13 protein-coding genes and 4 pseudogenes are annotated in these 20,604 nt (G+C 59.3%); 1 reads left to right on the top strand and 16 read right to left on the bottom strand.

Annotation, left to right across the window (positions count from 1 at the left end; all coding sequences use genetic code 11):
- Position 1 precedes the first annotated feature (1 nt).
- From DH08_RS12785 to DH08_RS12715, 15 genes and pseudogenes are all read right to left on the bottom strand, one after another.
- Positions 2–1,429 carry an NAD-dependent succinate-semialdehyde dehydrogenase gene (locus DH08_RS12785; RefSeq protein ID WP_192179650.1) on the bottom strand — a complete coding sequence of 476 codons (1,428 nt, stop codon included), beginning with the start codon at positions 1,427–1,429 and terminating at the stop codon, positions 2–4.
- Positions 1,430–1,628: 199 nt separating this feature from the next.
- Positions 1,629–2,555, bottom strand: coding sequence for a LysR substrate-binding domain-containing protein (locus DH08_RS12780; protein ID WP_192179676.1), 927 nt, complete (start codon positions 2,553–2,555; stop codon positions 1,629–1,631).
- A 127-nt stretch (positions 2,556–2,682) separates the two neighbouring features.
- Positions 2,683–3,585, bottom strand: a complete 903-nt coding sequence (locus DH08_RS12775) for an HpcH/HpaI aldolase/citrate lyase family protein (RefSeq protein ID WP_192179649.1) — start codon at positions 3,583–3,585, stop codon at positions 2,683–2,685.
- A 133-nt stretch (positions 3,586–3,718) separates the two neighbouring features.
- Positions 3,719–4,870 carry a CaiB/BaiF CoA transferase family protein gene (locus tag DH08_RS12770; protein ID WP_192179648.1) on the bottom strand — a complete coding sequence of 384 codons (1,152 nt, stop codon included), beginning with the start codon at positions 4,868–4,870 and terminating at the stop codon, positions 3,719–3,721.
- Between the two features lie 15 nt (positions 4,871–4,885).
- A complete protein-coding gene (locus DH08_RS12765; protein WP_192179647.1) occupies positions 4,886–6,139 on the bottom strand; it encodes a methylaspartate ammonia-lyase in 1,254 nt (417 codons plus the stop codon).
- 537 nt (positions 6,140–6,676) lie between these two features.
- On the bottom strand, positions 6,677–7,912 hold the full coding sequence (locus DH08_RS12760; protein ID WP_192179646.1) for a hydantoinase/carbamoylase family amidase: 1,236 nt from the start codon (positions 7,910–7,912) through the stop codon (positions 6,677–6,679).
- A 592-nt stretch (positions 7,913–8,504) separates the two neighbouring features.
- A pseudogene (locus DH08_RS12755) lies at positions 8,505–9,608 on the bottom strand (ISAs1 family transposase).
- 8 nt (positions 9,609–9,616) lie between these two features.
- A pseudogene (locus DH08_RS12750) lies at positions 9,617–11,024 on the bottom strand (M20/M25/M40 family metallo-hydrolase).
- A gap of 559 nt (positions 11,025–11,583) precedes the next feature.
- Entirely contained in the window at positions 11,584–12,996 is a 1,413-nt protein-coding gene (locus tag DH08_RS12745; protein ID WP_192179645.1) for a CapA family protein, read from the bottom strand.
- 132 nt (positions 12,997–13,128) lie between these two features.
- Complete coding sequence (locus tag DH08_RS12740; RefSeq protein ID WP_192179644.1) at positions 13,129–14,160, bottom strand: ABC transporter ATP-binding protein; 1,032 nt, start codon at positions 14,158–14,160, stop codon at positions 13,129–13,131.
- On the bottom strand, positions 14,157–15,164 hold the full coding sequence (locus DH08_RS12735; RefSeq protein WP_192179643.1) for an ABC transporter ATP-binding protein: 1,008 nt from the start codon (positions 15,162–15,164) through the stop codon (positions 14,157–14,159). Before DH08_RS12735 ends, DH08_RS12740 begins: the two co-directional genes overlap by 4 nt.
- 1 nt (position 15,165) lies before the next feature.
- Positions 15,166–16,047 (bottom strand): ABC transporter permease, encoded by an 882-nt coding sequence (locus DH08_RS12730; protein WP_192179642.1) that lies wholly within the window; start codon positions 16,045–16,047, stop codon positions 15,166–15,168.
- A gap of 2 nt (positions 16,048–16,049) precedes the next feature.
- Entirely contained in the window at positions 16,050–16,991 is a 942-nt protein-coding gene (locus DH08_RS12725; protein WP_192179641.1) for an ABC transporter permease, read from the bottom strand.
- Entirely contained in the window at positions 16,991–18,592 is a 1,602-nt protein-coding gene (locus DH08_RS12720) for an ABC transporter substrate-binding protein (RefSeq protein WP_192179640.1), read from the bottom strand. Before DH08_RS12720 ends, DH08_RS12725 begins: the two co-directional genes overlap by 1 nt.
- A gap of 610 nt (positions 18,593–19,202) precedes the next feature.
- A pseudogene (locus tag DH08_RS12715) lies at positions 19,203–19,467 on the bottom strand (hypothetical protein); the annotation flags it as partial.
- A 12-nt stretch (positions 19,468–19,479) separates the two neighbouring features.
- On the opposite strand from DH08_RS12715, the pseudogene DH08_RS37565 reads away from it, so the two are divergent.
- Positions 19,480–19,680, top strand: a pseudogene (locus DH08_RS37565) (integrase core domain-containing protein); the annotation flags it as partial.
- A 268-nt stretch (positions 19,681–19,948) separates the two neighbouring features.
- Here the strand turns inward: DH08_RS37565 and DH08_RS12710 are convergent.
- On the bottom strand, positions 19,949–20,604 hold a 656-nt coding region (locus tag DH08_RS12710; protein ID WP_246800805.1), incomplete at its 5' end, for an amidase family protein.

Raw genomic sequence — 20,604 nt, 5'->3', positions numbered from 1 at the left:
CTTATCCGAATGACCCGAGCCCGTTGACCAGTTTCAGGCTTTGGAAGCTCCGCAGTCCCTGCTCGCCACCTTCATACCCATAACCGCTCTGTTTGACGCCTCCATACGGCGCATCCGCGGAAACCCCTTTCAGGTAATTTACACTGACAGCGCCAGCCGAAACACCGCCAATCAACGCTCGCTTCGCATCGGCGGCGCCAGTGAAGATGTAGGCGGCCAAGCCATACTCGGTGGCATTGGCTTCTTCGATAGCCTCCTCGATCGTGTCGAACGGCGCCACAGTCAGGATCGGCCCGAACGGCTCGTCATGAAGCACTTTCGCATCCTTTGGCACCCCTGTCAGGATGGTTGGCGGCCAGTAAAAGCCTGGCTGGTCGAGGCGGGTGCCACCGGTTTCGACGCGGGCGCCGCGATCAACCGCGTCCTTGACCAGACGCTGCATGGCCTCGATTCGCCGCGCGTTTGCCATCGGTCCCATCTCAGTCGTAGGGTCATCGGGTGGGCCGATCTTGATTTTGCGGGCGACTTCGGTCATCCGGGATAGAAATTCCTCATAGAGCGGCCGCGCGACGAGGATCCTGCTGGGCGCATTGCAGCTTTGGCCCGCGCACTCGAACTTGTATTCCGAAATTGCCGGTATGGCCTTTGCCAAGTCGGCATCCTCGCATACAACGACCGGGGAGTGCCCACCGAGTTCAAGAATGCACCGCTGCAAGTTATTCGCGGCGAGCTTGGCGAGCTGTTTTCCAACCTCGGTAGAGCCCGTGAAAGTTAGGACCTTGACGATCGGCGAGCTGAGGAGATGCCTGGATATTTGCACCGGCACGCCAAAGACGAGATTGACCACGCCGTCCGGAATACCCGCTTGTCGCAAGGCTTCGACGAAATGGACAGCCGTGCTTGGTGTCTCTTCAGCCCCTTTGAGGATCACCGGACAGCCTGCCGCCAAAGCAGGGGCGAGCTTGCGGGCGATGAGAACGGCGGGATAGTTCCAAGGCGTAAAGGCAGCAACGACGCCAAGGGGCTCGGGGACGATCATTCGGTTCGGGCCATGTGGAATTGGGGCCGACAATTCTTCGGCGTGTGTGCCGTACCACTCCAGCGTTTCGACTGCGCGCGCGTACTCGCCTGTTGCTTCGGCAATCGTCTTGCCCTGTTCTCTCGACAAATCCTTCGCTGCGTCTCCCACCTTCGTTGCCAGGATTTTGGCGGCCGCAACAAGGATTTCGCCGCGATCCTTCGGCGGTCGCGAGGACCAGGCCCGACGGCTTCGCTCTGCAGAAGCAAGGGCCTCGTCCAGATCCGAAGTCGACGCAGCCGCCACCGAGCCAAATACCGTCTCTGTCGCCGGGTTGGTTACCGTCAGGGTTCCATTACCGTCTCGCCAACTGCCGTTGATGAAAAGCTGATAGGTCGTGGCGTTGGACATCGCATGCTCCGCTTTAGTGAATTTGCCTGGTACGAGAACAGCCGATATCCGAACCGTGCATCGCTCGTCTGCGATTTCATCGCGATAGTCGCATGTGGTCAAATATTGAATGTCGCCCAAAACCATCTCGAATCCAGATTGTTACCGCTCAAGCAGCAGCGAATAGCCATAGCACTGGAAGAATTTGGCTTGGGATTTCCTAAACCCGGTCCGGAACCGTGGCTGACCAGTGCTTGCCCTCGATCAAAGTCTTTACGACCTTGGGGATCAGCTTGCGGACCGCAGACACGGCTGGAGAGCGCTCATCTTTCGGGTTGACGGCAAGCACAACGGAGCGGGTAATCACCGGGTCAATGATCTTAACCGTCCGGACTTGGCCATGAGACGCCTCTTTTTGAATGGCCGACGGGGTAAGGATGGAATACGCCTTACCTTCCATGACCATATTGATGATCGTAGAAAGGGAGTCGACTTCGAATCTGACGTCCAGCACACAACCGTGTTGCGCAACGACATCAGCCACCGAACGCCTGACATTGTTGTTGCGCATTGGAACCGCCAGCGGGAACGCATGCAGGTCGGCGAGCGGTATCGAATCTTCGAAAGGCGGTTCACCCGGCGGCACCACCAAGCAAAACTCTTCGCGGGCCAGCACCGTCATTTGCCCCACGCTCTCGGCAGTGCGGTAAAGGACAGCCAGATTGAAGCGGCCAGCAGCCATCCACTCCTCCAGCGGTCCCGTCATGCCCTCGATCATCTTAAGCGAGATCCTCGGCAATTCGCTTCTTACCGATTCAAGCAGGGGGCCGCTAAGGACGCGAGCGGCTCCGGACGGAATGCCAATAGTCACCTCTCCGGAAGGAGCAGCCACCGAGTTGGTCAGTTCCGCCTCAGTGAGCTGAATTTCCTTCAGAATGATCCGCGCGCGCTCAAGCAGCTTGTCTCCGGACGCCGTGACGCTGACGCCGGTCCTATCGCGAACGAGCAGCTGGGTGCCGAATCCTTCCTCCAATTGACGCACATGCAGGCTTAGAGCGCTTTGAGCAACGTTGAGCGTTGCAGCAGCCTTCGTGAAACTGCCGGCTTCGACGACGCCGACAAAGTATCTTAACTGCCTGATGTCCACGACGAACAAATCCAACTGGGGCATGATCCCTAGTGCTTTCATGTCTATCTCGAAACGAGATGGCAGGCAAGCAACAAAACTGGGGCCGTGGGTCGGAAACACGCGTGTCCGGCCGCTGATTAAAGGCTCAGTTACTGCTAGCGAGAGCCAGGATCTCGTGGGCGCGGCGCACCACTGGCGGATCAATCATCTTACCATTCAACGAGAATGCGGACAGTCCACGCGTGGCGGCATCGTTTTCCGCCGCGACGACACGATGGGCCCACTCGAGTTCCTGGGCGCTTGGCGAGAAAGCCTCGTTGAATATGGCCACCTGTGTCGGATGGATCGCCAAAGCTCCTCCAAAGCCAAGCCGCCGCGCATGCGCCGCGGTTTCACGAAGTTTATGAGTGTCCGAGAACTCGCCGATGCTTCCGATGAAGCCTAGCGGGAGCAAGCCGGCCGCACGGGCGGCAAACAGAACGGAAAGGTTCGGCGCCAGGAGAAGGTCGAATTCCGGGGCGCCGCCAACAGCGGCACTGAAGTCTTCAGGACCAAGCGCCATTGCGACCATCCTGGGATGCGCCGACGCAATGGCCGCGAGCCTTTGCAAGGCGCCCGGGGTCTCGATCTGGGCAAGGAACCGGATGCGTCCCAGCGGAAGATTTCTTTCCAGTTCAAGTTCTGAAAGCGTTTTCGCGATCTCTAGAACCCACTCTGCCGAATCCGTCTTCGGAAGAACCAGCGCGTCAACACCAGCCATCACGGCTGCATCGAGATCGGCCGCCAAAGCGCGCAAACCACGATTCACGCGGACCAAAACAGATGCGCCGTTGCGCCCCACATTCGCCACGGATTGAGCAAGCTGCCGCCGTGCCTCGCCCTTTTTGTCCTGGGGAACGGAATCCTCGAGGTCGAGAATAACGCCATCCGCACCCCGCTCATGGGCCGTCTCCACGAAGCGCGGAACGTGTGCGGGTACGAAGAGCAGGGATCTCCATCGTGGTACAGCCATCGCGCTTTCAACGACTGGAAAGGTGTCCTTGATCATGGAGTCGCCTCTGCGATCGATCTTAGCGAGCGTGGCGACAGTGGGCATGCTGGATGGCCGATGCGCTGAGATGATCCGAGGTATACAGGCCCTTCGTAAACCGCGAGCGCACTCACCCTACTCTGACGCGCGCTCACGCTGACGCGGCTCTTTCGCGCAAAAGCCCCAGAACCTCCTCGCGGACTGCCTCGGTATGAGCGCCAAGAGCCGGAACTGGGCGCAGCGAGGGTTGCTCCGAGTTGAAAATCGCCGCCGGCGCTATCGTCTCGACGGTTCCTTCGGGTGTTCCAACCTGCACTCTGCGAGTATGTGGATGCCTTGAAACATCCACCACTTCGTTCAGTCGACCATATGCCAGGCCGGCTGCCTCAAGCTCCTGCATTGCTTCGTGGCAGGATAGTTCAGAAAACCGCCGTTCAATGATCTCATCAAGTTGCGCACGCTGACCGAGGCGCTCCATGTTGTCAGCAAAACCAGGTGCGCGTGTGAGCTCCGGCTGCTTCAAGAATTTGGCGCAGAAATTTACCCATTCGCGGTCATTCTGAACCGAAAAGATGACGTCTTTGCCATCGGCACAACGATAGGCGCCGTACGGCGCCAGCGACGGGTGTTTCACACCGGCGCGTATCGTGTGGTAGCCGCTGTAGTCGTTTTGAAGTACCGGCACGTTCATCCAGTCGGCGACGGCATCGAACAGTGACACCTGGATGCTTGTCCCTTCGCCGGTGACCTCGCGGTGATACAGCGCCTGAAGAATGCCGCTATGCGCTGTCATGCCCGCAGAGATGTCGCAAACCGACACCCCTACACGCGCGGCCCCTTGTTGGTTGCCGGTGATCGCACATAGACCTGTTTCAGCTTGGACGATGAGATCATAAGCCTTCAAATGGGAATACGGCCCTGTCTCCCCGAAACCAGAGATGTCGCAGGTGATCAGCCGCGGAAAGCGTCGGCGGAGATCCGCAGACCCGAAACCCAGTTTTTCGATGCTGCCCGGCTTCAGGTTCTGGATGAAGACGTCAGCAGTGGCGATGAGCGTGTCCAGGACGGCGCGGTCCGCCTCCGATCTAAGGTCCAGACAGACTGACTCCTTACCCCGGTTGAGCCAGACGAAGTAAGCGCTTTGTCCCCGCACCAACTTGTCGTAGTTGCGGGCAAAGTCCCCTTCGGGCCTTTCGACCTTGATGACACGTGCGCCGGCGTCAGCAAGACGAGAAGATGCGTAAGGCGCGGCCACGGCCTGCTCCACGGCTACGACGGTGATCCCCTCAAGAGAGTTCTGCATGCGGCACCGTGCTTTTCATCCAACGTTTTCGTTTTGGGTCCGGCGACGGTTCAGCATCGCCAGCAACCGGTTTTGTTCGTTCCCAACAATTGAGAATGCCTCGTCGACACCCATTCCAGGCTTTGCGAGCATCATGTCCGCCTGTGTTGCGACCGATACGTGAACCGAAGCCCGGGCGGAGAGATCCGTCTCCGTGCAACTTCCTCCAACATAAGCTCCCACCTTGTTCCCCTTGCAGAGGAGAACGGCACGCGCCGTATTGGCAATCGAGCCGACATCGGGGGTCTTAATTTGGACGAGATGCGTGGCTTTCGCTTCGGCAAAAAGCCGAATGTCCTCCAGCGTATTGCATCTCTCATCCACGACAATGCGTGCGTTGGAGCCCCGGCTATCCAAAATAGATACGATCTTGGCGTAGTTCTCAATTTGAGCTTGTGTCGAACCAAAATCCGCCGGGGACTCGATGTTGAGCGTGAAATCCGGGACGGTATCTGCAACCTTGCAGATAAAGTCGGCGATGCTTTGCGGCTCCAGGTCGATTTCCTGGCCGATCCAGCCATACACATCGAAATGCAGCACCGGATGATACTCCGGGCGGCCGATTTGGCGCGTACGCGTTGCAACCCACTTCACGAACTCCATGAAGGTCTGGCCGTTGACGCCGAATTTCTGCCGGGAGTTGATCAGGCCGTGGGGAAGCACATCCACCGCCTTCAGAATCATTTTGTCGACGTTGATTTCCCGAGCATCACCGCTCTGGCAGTAGATCGGGACCCTACGCGTTGGCAGCGGCAGGCTAAATTCACTGCATACGATCTCCGCCATCGTCGTACGTTGAAGGTGGGCTGCTGCGCGTAGCAGCGCTTGGCTGACGCCATACTCAAGCGCGAGGGGTAGCCGCTCATGTTCGTGAGGCTCGAAAACCTTGGCGCAGGCATCAAGGTAGCAAGACGCATCGACATCGAGAAGCCGTGGCACCACGACGCGCGACGTCAAATCCGAGATTTGAGCAGTTTCAAATAGAGGATCGCGTCCACCGGCTCCAGAGTACTGAACGCCCATCATGTCGCCCCAAACAACGGTGTCGTCGGTGAGAACAAGCCCGACACTAAGCGAAGATGCCGGAACGCGAAGCGAAGCGAACCCAGGCGTTATCGGTTCGCCGACATAGATGAAGCCGTCCTGGATTGCGCCGGACCTAATGGCTTCCTGATCATCGTAGAAAAATGCGCCATTGCCAGGCGCGAGCAAGACATCTTTGATCTGCACTTTGTTTCGCTCGATTTATCGGACGGCGTTGGCGGCGGATGCAGTTCGATCCGCTGGACTCCAAGTATGCGCCCCTTGGCGTTGACTTCGCCAATATAATGTCCCGGGCGGTACCATCGCGTTTTCAGATGGCCGGCGCCTGCTGCAATGAACCTCCCCCGGGAGCAGAGCGTCTCTTATTGTGGGTAGGTTCTCAACTCGCGGACTCATTCTAGACTAGGCTTGCTGCTCGTGGAACGCCGTTGGCTTCGACGAACCGTATCCTCGGCCCCTCGCCATCCCCATGACATGTTCAAGATCATGGCTCTGCAGACTCTCGACCGTGTGCTGGAGATCACGCTGAGTCCGGATCCAGTATCGGCGGTTCTTCTTGCGCTTCCCGCGATTCCAGCCTTCCGCCCTAGCGTGATTGTTCGCCAATAGGAAATTGACCGTCCAAATTCTAGACTGCTGCGCCTCAGGTTAGCGTGAGCAGAATGGAAGTTGACGCGAGGTTCAGCCAGCTCCCGGCGTTGCATAGAAGCGTCTAGCCGCGGTTCAGGTGTTTCCCTCACCACGCAGGATCGCCTCAGCGGCATCAGCCAGCACCTGGCAGCCGAGCACCAGGTCGGCATCGCTTGTGTTTTCGGTCCAATAGTGGCTGATTCCTCCGATGCTTGGCACGAAAAGCATAGCGGACTTCAGTTTATGGGCCACGACTTGCGCGTCGTGACTAGCCCCGCTCGGCATTCTCACGTAGACGTCGGGAGCATAGCGCGCTGCTGCACTCTCTATCGCTTCCTGGAAGGCCGGATCCATATGGCATGGTTTGCCAGTCTCGGTCCGCTCGATCTGGGCGCGGCAACCCGTTTTGATCGCGGTCTGTTCAACCAGTTCTCTTAGTAGTGAATCGAGGCGCTCAAGAACCGACATCGCTGAGTCCCAGAACTGGAACAGCATCTCTGCCCTGCCCGGAATTATGCTGGGAGCACCCGGCTCCAGTGTAATGCGGCCTGTGGTCCAGACGGAACACGGGCCGGCCACTTCCGGAAAGCGCTCGGCAATGGCCATGGCCAGCGTAGCTGCAGCGACGCCCGCGTCTTTTCGGATAGCCATGCGCGTCGTGCCGGCGTGATTCTGGATGCCGTGAAAGACGATTGAGTACTGCCAGAGCCCGACGATGCTCGTAACAACACCGATCCGTTTGATCGAGGCTTCCAGCGCGTCGCCCTGTTCTATATGTGCTTCCAGATAACCGGCGTAGCGTTCCGGCTCCAACAGAGATCGGGGTACGCCGGCCAGGCCGGCCGCACGGAGCGCGTTCCTAAGCGGCAGCCCGTCATCGACATTCACCGCGCGATCGATCTCCGCCTCGTCGATATCACCGACGAATGAACGACTACCGAGCATCGAGACGTAGTGACCTTCTTCATCCGCCCACGCCACTGGGGCGATGGGAAGGCCTGCGCAGTCCGGTGTTTCCGCAAAGGTCCGAGCGATCTCGAGGCCGTAGATCACACCAAGCGCCCCGTCGAGCCATCCGGCATAATTCTGGGACTCTGCGTGCGACCCGATCAACAGCGATCGCCGTTCCGACCGCGGCACGCCGAACACGTTGCCGACCCCGTCTATATGCGCCTGAAGCCCTACGGCTTCGTATTGCTGCGCAAGCCAGCGGCGGCTGTCCATGTCCTCCTTCGAATAGGTCGGGCGATGGACACCCGTCCGGTACGCGCCGAACTGCGCGAAACGTCTGAGCTCCGAGAGCAACCGCCCGGCGTTGATCATTGGCATCTGCTGCACTGTCCTGGTATTGTATTGCCATAGGACGCGTGTCAGTGGGATTCAAGTCAACATGATTTCCGCATTGGCTCTGGATCGGCTGTGGTCGGCTCTAGAGCCCTTGCGAAACGGGAGGCCGGTGAGCCAACCCTTTGCGAGGCATTGATGATCACTTGACCGATGCCAGGATATGAGAAGATCACGCGTAACGTCAAATTGCGTATTCAGATCAAGGATATCTTGGTCCTAGATGGCAGTCCAAGTGGTATGAAGAAAAAGTACCTTTGGTGGTCGAAGCGGGCCGCGCTCTCTGCGCTTTTCAACGATTAGAGCATCGTGCGGGTTGCGTGAATCAGAGATTGATCGGATAGGGAGACGCGTCGTGACGCCGTCACCCACGCGTCCGGGCATACTGGTTCGCACCACGGCGGTTCGATCGGGCGTTTTGGACCGCCGCTTTGAAATGCGTCAGAATCCCGTGCGTGAACCGGCGGCAACCGCACGAACTTTGATACGCCAGACGGCGCAGTTCCCCGGAGCGGTTTGTTCGCTGGACGCGGCGCTACACACTCCACCGACTCGCGAGCAGGGCAACGAGTCCAGGTTAACGGGCTTGGGGTGCGGCCATGAGGCAGTCTGTATCCCAGGTTGCGAGTTTTCGCTTTCCCTTGATGGATTGTTTTGGCGGGCATAGCTCGAATGAGGTTTAGGGCGAGATGGCGAACCATTGCCATGTTTGTGGCGCCGTGGCCGCGGCGCGGGCGGCATTGGCCCTCCTTCAACTGGACATCGAGAACCCAGTGCAGCCCGTTCTCGATGCCCCAGGCTCTGGCGGCCTCGGCGAAGGCTTTCGCGGTGAGGATGCGAGAGGAGATGTAGCATCGCCGCTCGACCCTGACCTCGGCGCCGGTCTCGATGCGGGTTTCGACCATGGGCGATGGTGCTGCGACCCTTGAAACGCGGCTCATCGGGATAGTGCCGCTTGCCGCTCATCCAGTCGACACGCTGCGAGACGAGATGACGGCGCGTCTCGATGCGGCCATGAGCCTTCTCGACCTCGGTGAGCGCATCGATCTCATTGGCGGGACGCCGTCGAAATAGAGTTGGAGTCTTCTGATTGTCCTTGGTGGCCCGCAGATAGTCGCCGCCGAGATCGACGATCGTCCCAGCGGTGTCGGACTGCAGCCCATGGCGTCGATGGAAACGAGACTGCCCGAAAGCGCTCCGGACGCGGCCAACTCCTTCAGCAGCAAAGGGAATGGCGGTGATTTTCATTGGATTTGTCGGCCACCGCCAGTTGCTCCAGTACGAGGCTGTGGGTTGTCGCATTAGCCGAGACCAGGTGTAGTGCCGCCTGTCCGCGTCCGCGATCGTGGCTGCCACATGAGGTCTTGCCATCGATGGCGATCTGGCCGACCACGGCGGGCAGCCGCTCGGCGACGAAAGCCAGAATGCAGGAGGCGAACAGGTCCGGCCCGATCCGGTTCATCACCCCGCAGCCAGTCGGCGCAGGGAATGCCGAAATGGTAGGGCTGAAGACGCTAGGCCGCCATCGTGCCGCAGACCACCAAAAGCAGCACCTCGCCGAGCTGATACATCACCTTGCACGGCTGGCGATTGTCCTTGATTGCGGAAAATGCTCCAAAAGGCTCTTGCGGCGCGCCGCACGTCTTCGCTCATGGCTTCCTCTCCAATCTCCGGAAGCCATGAATCACGCTAATCTACGCCTGAACTCGTTCCGCTGACCTCGCGCGCAGGAAGTTGCAACGAGCCAAGCTCGTGCAGTAATGCAGCGCCTGTGCGAATCCCGCTGTAGAAGCAGCTGAGCGTTAGGTTCTCGTTCGGCGCGTGGTTGGCTTCGTCGTAGTTGGCGTAAGGCGTGTCGAAAGCAGGAATGCCGAGGATCTTCGTGAACACATAGTTAGGGAGAGTGCCGAAGCCTGCGGGGATCAGCAAAGGCTCCTCCCCTTGCGCAGCGACGAAAGCACGACGAAGCGGCGCGGTGAAAGGGGAGGAAATGGGTGTTTTCGAGGGATGGATGCTTCCTTGCGCCATGAACTCCACTTCGGGCGCGTTTTTTTTCCACATGGGCGGCCACCTTGCGCAGGATGTCCGCGGGGTCCTGTGCTTCCACGAGCCGAATGTCGCATTTCACGAAGGCTTCGTTGGGCAGGACGCTCTTGCTGCCAGGCCCGCCATAGCCGCCATGGAAGCCATTGATCGTCAGCGTCGGGCGGAAGCACAGGCGTTCATAGAAGGGTCGTTCCGCCGGCGCGTCGAGTCTCGCAAGATTGAGACCACGCTTCACGGCCTCGACATCGAGAGGTAAACGCTGGACCGCGACCAATTCCTCCTTTGACGGTCGCTCGATTTCATCGTCGAAACCGTTAATGGTGATTTCACCATCGGCATTCTTCATGGTGCCGAGCAGATGCACCAACGTCCAGATCGGATTGGGCACAACGCCGCCATAGTTACCCGAATGCAAGTCGCCGTTAGCGTGGCGGCAGCGCAGTTCAAAAGACACCTCTCCGCGCGATCCGAACTTGATCACAGGTGCGCCGCTTGCATGACGCGGGCCATCGGCGGTGACGGCAAGATCAGCTTTTAGGATACCCTTGTTGGCACGCACGAAATCGGCGATGTGCGTACTGCCGATCTCCTCTTCGCCTTCCAGCAGCAGGATGACATTGCAGGGCAGCGCGCCATGCACCTTGAGGTGGGACTCGATTGCCAGGATCTGTGCGAAATGCTGGCCCTTGTTGTCGCCCACGCCGCGTGCGTAAAGGCGCCCGTCGCGTATGGTCGGCTCGAAGGGGGCGAGAGCCATTTGTCGATCGGGTCAGCCGGCTGCACGTCGTAATGGCCGTAGAGCAGAACGGTCGCCTTCCTCGGCGCTTTCTGCCAGCGCGCAACCACCATCGGGTGCCCTTCGGTCGGCACCAGGCTGGTCTCGAGCCCGATCCCGGTAAGCATCTCGACAAGGAGCGCGCCGACTTCGGCGATGCCGACATTCTCGGCGCTGATGCTCGGGTGCCGAACGTAATCGATCAGGCGATCGAGGAGGGGGGCGGTTCGCCTCAATATGCTCGAAAACGGCGTCCAACGGATCAGAAGAGGTCATATCTTTGCCTGTAAGAAAGAGGAGAGTTCAGAGGTACAGAGTGTTCTCACCTGGCAGGCAGCTGCTGCAAGCATGCTAACGACAATTCAGATGGGCAAGTCCGAGCGGCCACCACTGAAGGGAGTTGGACCTAGGCGAATGAGCGCGTTGTCCGCGCGGGCACCCGTGGGTCGACGGGCCGGCCGGCGCGCGCCTCCCAAGTCGCCGCATCTCGAAAGGCCGGCGACAACTCCCACCGGTGCAAGGGAAGCAAGGGAACAGCCTGATGCAGCCCCCAGCTTGGTTTCGATGAGATTGAGAGCGCGGATCGCAGACCATGTCGCTGGCTTCGCAGGAGCACATGACGGGCGATCTGGCCACCCCTCGGCGCCAAATCTGTACCTCATGCTTCTGGTAGCGCCGACCGGCTGCTTCCAAACTCCTTCCGGCAGTCATAGACCTGCCCGAGCGTTTTGCCCACGACCTCCGCAACGCGCATGCTCAGCATAAGGCTCTCGGCCACGATCCGCGCGTTGTTCAAGCCGCTAATCACGAATTCGAGCCGTACAATTGCGACGAGTTAGGACCTCAGTTTAATTACGCCGACGTCGTTCTCGATGGCGATCTCGGTCCCAAATGGCTTCGAGAGCTTCTGCAGACGTTCCAGAATGGATTTTGCTTGCGGCGGAGGGGCGAGCCGCGGGACACCCCGGTTGGCAAACCTCTTCAAGTAACCGAGCTCAATGGGATAAAGCCGCAATTCAGCAAGCTGGTTCTGCTCAAAGCGGCTGACGGTGACTATGCTTTCATAGAACACCGGGTCGTCAAATCCTTTCGCCTCCTCCGCGACTGTCACCTCGGCATCCGTGTCGACCCGTGGGTCCTTCCCATAAGCAGCGAACATGTCGGCCCCTACAGGCGTCCGGTGGTCATCATAAAAGAAATTGGCCAGGCTATAATAGATAGGCCGACCCTTATAGATCTCGATGCCGCGCAACTTGTGGGGTCCGTGTCCGACATATGCATCCGCTCCTGCATCAATCACTCGATGCGCAAAGGATTGCTCGTAATCAGGCGTCTCCTCGCTCCAATTCCCGGGCTGGTGACAGTGATTCGTGACGATACAGAAGTCGGAGAACTGCTTGCCCCGACGAACATTTCTAAGAATGTCGGCGACGTCCAGGGGGTCGGCTTCGTAGCTGTAACCTGCCTTGTCGCCCGCTTTGAACGTCATTCCGGCGACCACGACGCGGTTTGGATCCTTAGGATCCTCGGGCCGCTCAGCCGCGGCCCCTGAGACTGCAGGCGGCGCCGATCGACCGCCCGGGAGGGAGTCGGGCAACGCATCGCGTATCTGCCTCAAGCTCTCGAGTTTCTCGGGCGGGACCACGATGCTTCGCGCCAAACGAAGGGCGTTGAGTCCGGGTCTGCCTGGCGCCTCGCCGGCGGGATCGCCCGCCCGAGACATAGGCGTGAACGATGAAGCAAGCGACACCAACGCCACGCGACCGCGCGCGGTTTCCAAAAAGCGAGCAGCGCCAGCTTGTGCGAGGTTCTCGCCCACCCCTGCATGGACGATCCCGCTCTGATCGAGCACTTGGCTCGTCTCGCGCATGCCTTCAAGCCCCCAGTCAAGCGTATGGTTGTTTGCTCGACTGACGATGTTGAATCCCATCGCCTTCAAATCAGGTCCGATCTCGGGAAGGCTGATGTGAAACGCACCGCCGTATTCAGCCTGCGGACTTCCCTTGAAGGATCGGATATCAAAAATGTTCATTTCCATGTTGCCAAAAGTGACATCGGCATCATGAAGAATCTTGACGATCTCGCCGAGGCCGGGATGTTGACCTTTGGCCAGCGGCCGCGACACGATAAGGTCGCCAACCGCTACCATCGTAAAGCCGTCCGCAACGTTCGTTGCAATCGAACCGACCGTATCATAGCTGCCGGCTTGGGCCGGTCGGCAACCGTTCTCGTCTGAATGCTTCTCCATAGCTGTCTCCATAGCTGAATCTTTTGCGATCAAGTCTGTTCAGTTCATCTCTTTTTGTCGCGCTCCACGCAATATTCGGTATTCATGTGAGCGGTACGAACAAGATGTTTGATGGGGTTGAAGAGTCTGTGGCTATGACACACCACTGGGCGAATGCTCGCCCGCATCAACCAGATGGACCGGGATATCTATGGCCGGAGCGCGCACATGACAGGCCACGAGTCGCCCGTCTGCCATGGGCACCAAAGGCGGCACTTCGATGCGGCACCGCTCGACGGCCAGTGGGCAGCGCGGGTGGAACGCGCACCCACTCGGCGGATTGATGGGGCTCGGCACCTCGCCCTCAACGGGCGCCTCCAGCCGAATCCGCGTCGGATCCGGCACTGGCGCTGCCGCAATCAGCGCCTCGGTGTAGGGATGGACTGGTTTGGCGAAGAGCGCCTCGCACGGGGCGAGCTCGACGATGCGCCCCAGGTACATGACGGCAACGCGATGGGCGATATGCTCCACGACGCCAAGGTCATGCGAGATGAAGACAAAGGCGATGCCCAACTGCTGCTGGAGATCCAGAAGCAGATTCAGAATCTGCGCCTGCACGGAGACGTCGAGCGCTGACACCGCTTCGTCGGCGATGATGAGCGAGGGGTTGAGCGACAGGGCGCGTGCAATGCCGAGCCGCTGGCGCTGACCGCCCGACAATTCGGAAGGGAGCCTGTGCATCATTTCGGGCGACATTCCGACTTTTCGGAGAAGGTCCGCAGCGAGTGCCTGACGCTGCTTCCGGCTGAGGCGCTCGAAATTCTCGACGGGTTCGGTGATAATTTGCCCAGCGGTGAGGCGCGGGTTTAGCGACGAGTAAGGGTCCTGGAAGACCATCTGCATCCGACGGCGCCAGGCGTGAAGCGCGTCTTTCTTGAGACCCGCAATGTCGGTCCCGTCGATCAGCACGCGCCCGCCCGTCGGCTCCACGAGCCGCATCAGGAGCCGCGCGACAGTCGACTTGCCGCAGCCGGATTCACCAACGATACAGAGCGTCTCGCCCGCCTCAACGGAAAAGGACACATCCTCTACTGCCCGGATCACCGGGATGGTCCTCTTCAGGAATCCCGCACCGAGCGGATAATGCTTGGTCAGATTCTCGACTTTCAGCAAAGGACCGCTCATGCGCCCACCACCTCTTCGGCGCGCCAGCAAGCTGCGGCGTGGCTCGACCCGACATCACGCAGGGGGGGCCTCTTCTCGCGGCAAATGTCGATCGCGAACGCGCAGCGAGGCGCAAAGCTGCAGCCGACAATGGGTTCGCGCAGACTTGGCACGATGCCAGGGATTTCCGGAAGGCGGCGCTGGCGGCCGCGCCGCCGATCGGGCACCGATCGCATGAGGCCCTGGGTGTAGGGATGCGCCGGTCGCGCAAACAGATCTATCACGCTCGCTTGTTCTACGATCCGGCCGGCATACATCACGATCACGCGCTGGCATGTCTCGGCTACGACGCCCAGATCATGCGTGATAAACATCACGGCCGTTCCCGTGCGCTCTTTCAGATCGACGATGAGCCGCAGGATCTGCGCCTGGATGGTGACGTCGAGCGCCGTCGTCGGCTCATCGGCAATCAACAGTTCCGGTGAGCAGGCAAGAGCCATGGCGATCATGGCGCGCTGGCGCATGCCGCCCGACATTTCGTGAGGATAGTTGTTGACGCGAAGCTCAGGATCCGCGATGCGGACGAGACGGAGCATGTCTTCGGCCTTTGCCATGGCCACCGAGCGGGACGCTTGCGTGTGGATCTGCACCGCCTCGGCGATCTGGCGACCGACCGTATAGACCGGGTTAAGGCTCGTCATCGGGTCCTGGAAGATCATGGCGATCTGGGCGCCGCGGATCTGTCGCATTTCCCGATCGGACAGCTCAAGCAGGTCGCGTCCGTGAAAGCGCACCTCGCCGCCGACAGTCCTGGCGGTCAGCTTCGGCAGCAGGCGAAGGATGGAGAGAGCGGTGACGCTCTTCCCGCATCCCGATTCGCCTACGACGCCGAGCGTCTCGCCTTTCTTCACCTGGAAGCTAATGCCGCCTAAGGCCCGGGTGACGCACTCTTCGCCGTAAAAATGCGTTTCCAGATTTCGGACATCGAGAAGCACGTCGTTCGCTGCGGTTTGATGCAACTGCATGTTAGCGCCTCCGGTTTGAGCGGGGGTCGAACACGTCGCGCAGTCCATCCCCAAGCAGGTTGACGGCAAGGACCGTGACAGCAAGGCAGATGCCGGGGGCGAAGACCGTCATAGGGGCGATAGCGAGATACAAGCGAGAACTCGAAATCATGTTGCCCCAGCTGGGGATCTCGGGGGGCACGCCTACCCCAAGGAAGCTCAGCCCGGCCTCTGTCAGAATCGCATCTGCGCAGACTATGGCGCTCTGCACCATAAGCCCCGGAATAGTGCTTGGGAGGATGTGCCGCCACAGCACTTTCGGCAGGCGCGCACCCCCGCAGAGCGCGGCTTCCACATAGGGACGCTCCCGAACACTCAGAACCGCCGAACGAACGAGCCGCGTGACGCTCGGCATCTGCGGGATCGTAATAGCGACGATAAGGATACCGATCCCTGGTCCTGTCAGAGAAATAAGGGCAATGGCCAGCAGAATCGTCGGGATCGACATAAGGCCATCCATGACCCGCATGACGATATTGTCGAAGCCGCGGTTGTAGCCGGCGATGACACCGATCAGAAGACCGCCCAAAGCCGCGCCCACCGCCGAGGTCAATCCGACTATTAGTGAGATCCGGGCGCCGAACACCGTTCGTGCAAACACGTCACGCCCCAGATTATCGCTTCCGAACCACATGTCGGCTGACGGCGGCTGGAGGCGCTTGAATGGATCCATGCTTGATGGATCGCCGGCGTAAAGCGGGGCAGCGAGCGCCAGAACGATCAACAGCGCCAAGAGGCCGCCGCCTAGAAGGACGAGCGGATGCCGCCTTGCCAGACGGGGAAGGTCAGATATTCGCAGGCGGCCCGTCAGGACGGTTTCAACTGGTGCGGAGAGGAGCGTCATAATCAGTACCGGATGCGGGGGTCGACGAGAGTGTAGGAAAGATCGACCGCGAGATTGATAAGGACGTACAGACCCGAAACCAGGATGAGCACACCTTGAATGATAGGGTAATCGCGGTTGTTGATCGCATCGACCACCAAACGACCGACGCCAGGTATGTTGAACACCGTTTCCGTGATGACGACGCCACCGATCAGACCTGCGAAACTTAACCCGATCACGGTGAGGATAGGAACACCGGCATTCCTCAGAGCGTGGTGGAAAAGCATGGAATATGACGAGGCGCCCTTGGCAGCGGCAGTCCGCATATAGTCTTCCGACAGAACCTCCAGCATGCTTGCCCGCGCGATCCGGGCGATGAAAGCAATGTAGGGAACGCCCAAAGTCACGGTCGGCAGGATTAGGTGCACAAGCCATGGCCCGAAGCCATCGTCGATAGACTGGTATCCTTGAACGGGAAGCCAACGTGTCCGGATCGCGAACACGTAAATGAGAAAGAAGCCGACGACAAACACCGGGACAGAAAAACCAAGTGTCGCGAATGCTGTCAGGATGCGATCAACGAGACCGCCAGCTCGCCACGCCGCGACGATACCGAAGGAGACCCCAATCGTCACCGAAAGGATGATCGTCAGGATCGAAATGGAAATGGTCGGCTCCAGCCGCTGCGAGATCAGCTGGAGAACGGGTCGCCCCGTGAAAATTGAGGTCCCGAAGTCGCCACCGAGTATGCTGAGAGCCCAATGGACGAACTGAACGGGCAGCGGCTCGTTGAGCCCCAGCTGTTCGCGGATGCCGGCAATGATCTGTGGCGTAGCCGTGTCGCCGGCGATGATGGCTGCGGGATCGCCGGGCGCTAGCCTTAGAAGCAGGAAGACGAAGATCCCGACCATCGCCATGACGGCGATGGTCGAAACCATCCTGCGAAGGATGTAGGCAGCCATTATGAGGCCTTCTGCATGTTCCACATAACGACGAAATCCGGGACGCCGATGAGGCCGGTGAGCGTCTTGCGGCGCGCGATTGGCCTGACAGATTTACCCAGAAAAACGATGCCGACGAAGTCCCACCACAGCCTTTGCATCTCGCGGGCCATCGCCTTGCGCTCTTCGAGCGTTTCGACATCCAGCCATTTCGCCCGGAGAGCCTCGAATTCATCGTTCTTCACCCACCCCGCCCAGCCCTTCTCGCCAGTCGGGGCTAGGTAAGCTGAGGCAATTGGATCGCGGAAGGAATCATCCGACGAGCCTGTAATGAAGATGCTCCAGCCGCCGTTCTCAACGGGGCCCTTGTTCTCCCGGCGCGCGCGCAACGCGCTCGAGTCGCTCGGCGCGAGCTCGGCATTGACGCCGATCTTCCGCAATGTGGCGGCCAGAAGCTGAGAGGCATTGCTTGTCGCCGCCCAGTCCGTGGGCTGCAGGATGACGACTTTCTCGCCTGCATATCCCGCCTCTTTGAAGAGTTGCTTGGCCCTGTCCGGATCTCCGCCTTTTTTGAACCATCCCGTATTCTCGTCATTCGAATAGGGCGGACTGTTCCCCCATCGCGAAGTGACGGTGCCGGTGTACCTAGGATCGCCGTGCGCAGCGCGCATCATAGCCTCTTGATCGATCAGGTGAAGCATCGCTTGGCGCGCCTTGACATTATCGAACGGTTTCTGCAGCGCATTCATGCGCAAGAACATGTCTTCCCCTCCCTTGTCCAGTACCTGAAGTTCAAGGTTGGGGTCGCTCTCGATCACCGAGTAAAAGTCGGACGGCGGGGTCTGGACGAAATCAACCTCACCCGTCTGCAAAGCTGCCAAAGCAGTCTGCTGATCGGCAATATTGTCCCAGATCACGCGATCGACGTTGACGACCTTCCCGCCGGCGAGCCCGTCGGGTGGCTCGTTGCGTGGCACGTATTGTTCGTTACGGTCGTATGTGAAGCTCGCGCCAGGCTTGGCAAGAGCATGATTGAACTTGAACGGCCCCGATCCGATATTCGCAGTCACCTGTTCGGTCGGAGGGAGACTCGCGTCCCTCTCTCTCATGACGAATATTCTCTCCGACGCCAAGATTTCGATCAGCAAGCCCAGCGGCTCCTTGAGCGCGATGATGAAGGTCCTCTCGTCCTTCTTCGAGATATCCTTAACCCGCTGCATAACCTGGGGTCCGGGGCCGGTTTCCCGCTGACCCCAGCGACGGATCGAGGCAACACAGTCCGCCGCAGTGACCGGGGTGCCGTCGTGCCAGCCCAGGTCATCCCGGAGCTCGAACGTATAGGTCTTCTTGTCGTCGGAAACGCCCCACTGCCCCACCATTTGCGGCTGCGGCATATTCTTGGAGTCGAACCCGAATAGCGTGTCGTAAATCGCGAAGGCGTGGTTGTAGGCGATGGTAGCCGTCGAATAGTACGGGTCGAAGGCGCTGAGGCTACCTCCCATAACCATCCGAGCGATCCGGGCATCGGCCGGCGCCGTCTGTGCTCGCAGGACGGACGGGAGCGATAGAGCCGTTCCGGCGGCTATGCCCGCCTTGATGAGATCGCGTCGAGAGATTGTCATTGTTGCATTCCCCTTTCTTGCTTAGTGGAGCGGTTAACCGCGTCTATTGGATCAGTGCCGAGAAGATCACCGGCGACTTAAATCTTGCTCCTGCATTACTCTTCTGAACAGTTCCTGCTGTCTTCTATAGTTCTACTTTGCCATGAGATCCTGGTTTTCTAAAATCCACGCACTGCGCACTCTATCCATTTGATTTGTCATGGGAGCTTCCGGCCGGGACCTCGTCAGAGAATCGCTGGCGCAGCCCGACCGGCGACAAAAAGGCCGCGCCAACGCTGCATGCACCGCCTGCAGTTTGCCAAAAAGCTCATTGTTCCTCCCGTTCCAAGTTCTGGCTATTAAGTTGGATTTTCGATCCCCTCGGAGCTTACGTCAAATTCAGTGTGTGTATCGCGGTCATCTGGTTTTAAGATTGGCTCAGATCGGCCTAAGGCGTGTCGCCATGCCTGAATCAAGCTCTGCGTCCGGCCTCACCAAAGAAGCATTCAGCGTCTGATCTTTGCGGCAGGTATGCGATTGCCACGTATGATGCTTGCGGACCAGGCTTTAGGTAGTGTGAGCACTAGCGCAGTCATAGGACGATGGCGGCGAGAGTGATCACGGCCTGTTAATTGCTGTGGTTTTCGAAGCGGGTTGCGACTCGGCGGAACTGCTTGATATTTGAGCGCGCGATGGGTTGTGGGTTATGACGGGGACCGATCCTTGGCGGCGAGGGCAGGACGTAAATGGTCGGCGTCGTTATAGGCCGTGACCACATCGGCGGGCAGATCTTCCATCAAGGCGGCGGCTTGCGGCGCATCGCCCTTTTGGCCTGCCGTAAGCGTGAACCGAACAGGGCACCCCAAGCCGCGCACGGCCAAGTGTATCTCGGCGCTGGTCGAAGGATCATCGGGTGGCACTACATCGCGCCGGGCAAGTCTATGCAGAACCGCTATGTCGAGACATTCAATGAACGGCGCGATGAGTTCCTGAACGAGAGCCCGTTCGTCGGCCTGGATCACGCCGAAGTGCTATCGCTAAATGGATGGAGGACTTCAACACTGCGAGGTCGCAATTCGCTCGGCTATCAGAACCCGGCGGCCTTTGCCGAAGTCATCGCCGTAACCGGCTCCGACACTGCGCTGATCGAAGGCTCCGTGTCTTCGCCGGTTTTCACCGGCGCCTCACGGCCGGAGCTTGTTGGACAAACCGCGAAGAGATCGAAACTCCGCTCGAAATTGTGCGTCTCGTGCACACCTGCGAGGATCCCACGCAGCCAATCCTGTCAATTCGAAGAGGTTTCTCTCACTCCAATTCACTGCCTGCAAGTACAGAGCGGACAATTGCTTCATCGGGAGGCAAAACTCCGGTGCGCTGTCAGCTTCGCCCCGCTCGCACGCCTGGTCTTCGGTGGCGCCATGGGCATGCCTCCTCCAGGTCGCGCGAGATACGCACCAACGTTGCCTCGTCACCGAAACGGCCGACGATTTGAAGGCCGATTGGTAAGTCGTTAGTGCTCTGGGCCACCGGCAGCGACACTGATGGATGCCCGGTGATATTGAATACACCCAAGTACTGATAGATCGCAGCCGCGCCATCCGCGTCACTGAACTCCTCTGAGGATAAGGTCGGATTGGTCGTACTGAAGATGCCTCCGTGCGGCAGGGCAGCGAATGGCATCGTTGGCGTCAGCAAAATATCGAAGGGTTCGATCGCCACGCCGACGCGGAACCGGAATCTCCGGATATCCTCAAGTAGGTCTCCCATGGAAGCAGGTGAAGAATTTCGGCTACGTTCATAATGCTTGAGAGTGCCCGGTTCCAACGTGTTCGCGTTGATGGTCCTGCCCATGGCCCGCGCCGCAGCATCAAGTGAATCTGCAAAGCGAGTGCCGCCGCCGAGAGATAGCCTCGTTTTCTCTACGGGCTCATATGGCGGATCCATCTCCGTAACCACATGGCCCATGTCCTCCAGGAGTGCAGCAGTTGTATCGACTGCTTGAAGAATTTCCGGATCGAGATCAAACGCTCCCC

It is taken from the genome of Mesorhizobium amorphae, from assembly GCF_014843845.1.
GTDB lineage: Bacteria > Pseudomonadota > Alphaproteobacteria > Rhizobiales > Rhizobiaceae > Mesorhizobium > Mesorhizobium amorphae_A.
The sequence above is the reverse complement of the archived record's forward strand: the minus strand, read 5'-3'. Positions and strand labels throughout refer to the sequence as shown.

Bases quoted from the DNA above. Each gene is read 5' to 3' on its own strand.
- DH08_RS12760 (WP_192179646.1), bottom strand. From the start codon at position 7,912: ATGCCAATGATCAACGCCGGGCGGTTGCTCTCGGAGCTCAGACGTTTC.
- DH08_RS12735 (WP_192179643.1), bottom strand. From the start codon at position 15,164: ATGCAGTTGCATCAAACCGCAGCGAACGACGTGCTTCTCGATGTCCGA.
- DH08_RS12770 (WP_192179648.1), bottom strand. From the start codon at position 4,870: ATGCAGAACTCTCTTGAGGGGATCACCGTCGTAGCCGTGGAGCAGGCC.
- DH08_RS12740 (WP_192179644.1), bottom strand. From the start codon at position 14,160: ATGAGCGGTCCTTTGCTGAAAGTCGAGAATCTGACCAAGCATTATCCG.
- DH08_RS12725 (WP_192179641.1), bottom strand. From the start codon at position 16,991: ATGGCTGCCTACATCCTTCGCAGGATGGTTTCGACCATCGCCGTCATG.
- DH08_RS12730 (WP_192179642.1), bottom strand. From the start codon at position 16,047: ATGACGCTCCTCTCCGCACCAGTTGAAACCGTCCTGACGGGCCGCCTG.
- DH08_RS12785 (WP_192179650.1), bottom strand. From the start codon at position 1,429: ATGTCCAACGCCACGACCTATCAGCTTTTCATCAACGGCAGTTGGCGA.
- DH08_RS12745 (WP_192179645.1), bottom strand. From the start codon at position 12,996: ATGGAGAAGCATTCAGACGAGAACGGTTGCCGACCGGCCCAAGCCGGC.
- DH08_RS12775 (WP_192179649.1), bottom strand. From the start codon at position 3,585: ATGATCAAGGACACCTTTCCAGTCGTTGAAAGCGCGATGGCTGTACCA.
- DH08_RS12720 (WP_192179640.1), bottom strand. From the start codon at position 18,592: ATGACAATCTCTCGACGCGATCTCATCAAGGCGGGCATAGCCGCCGGA.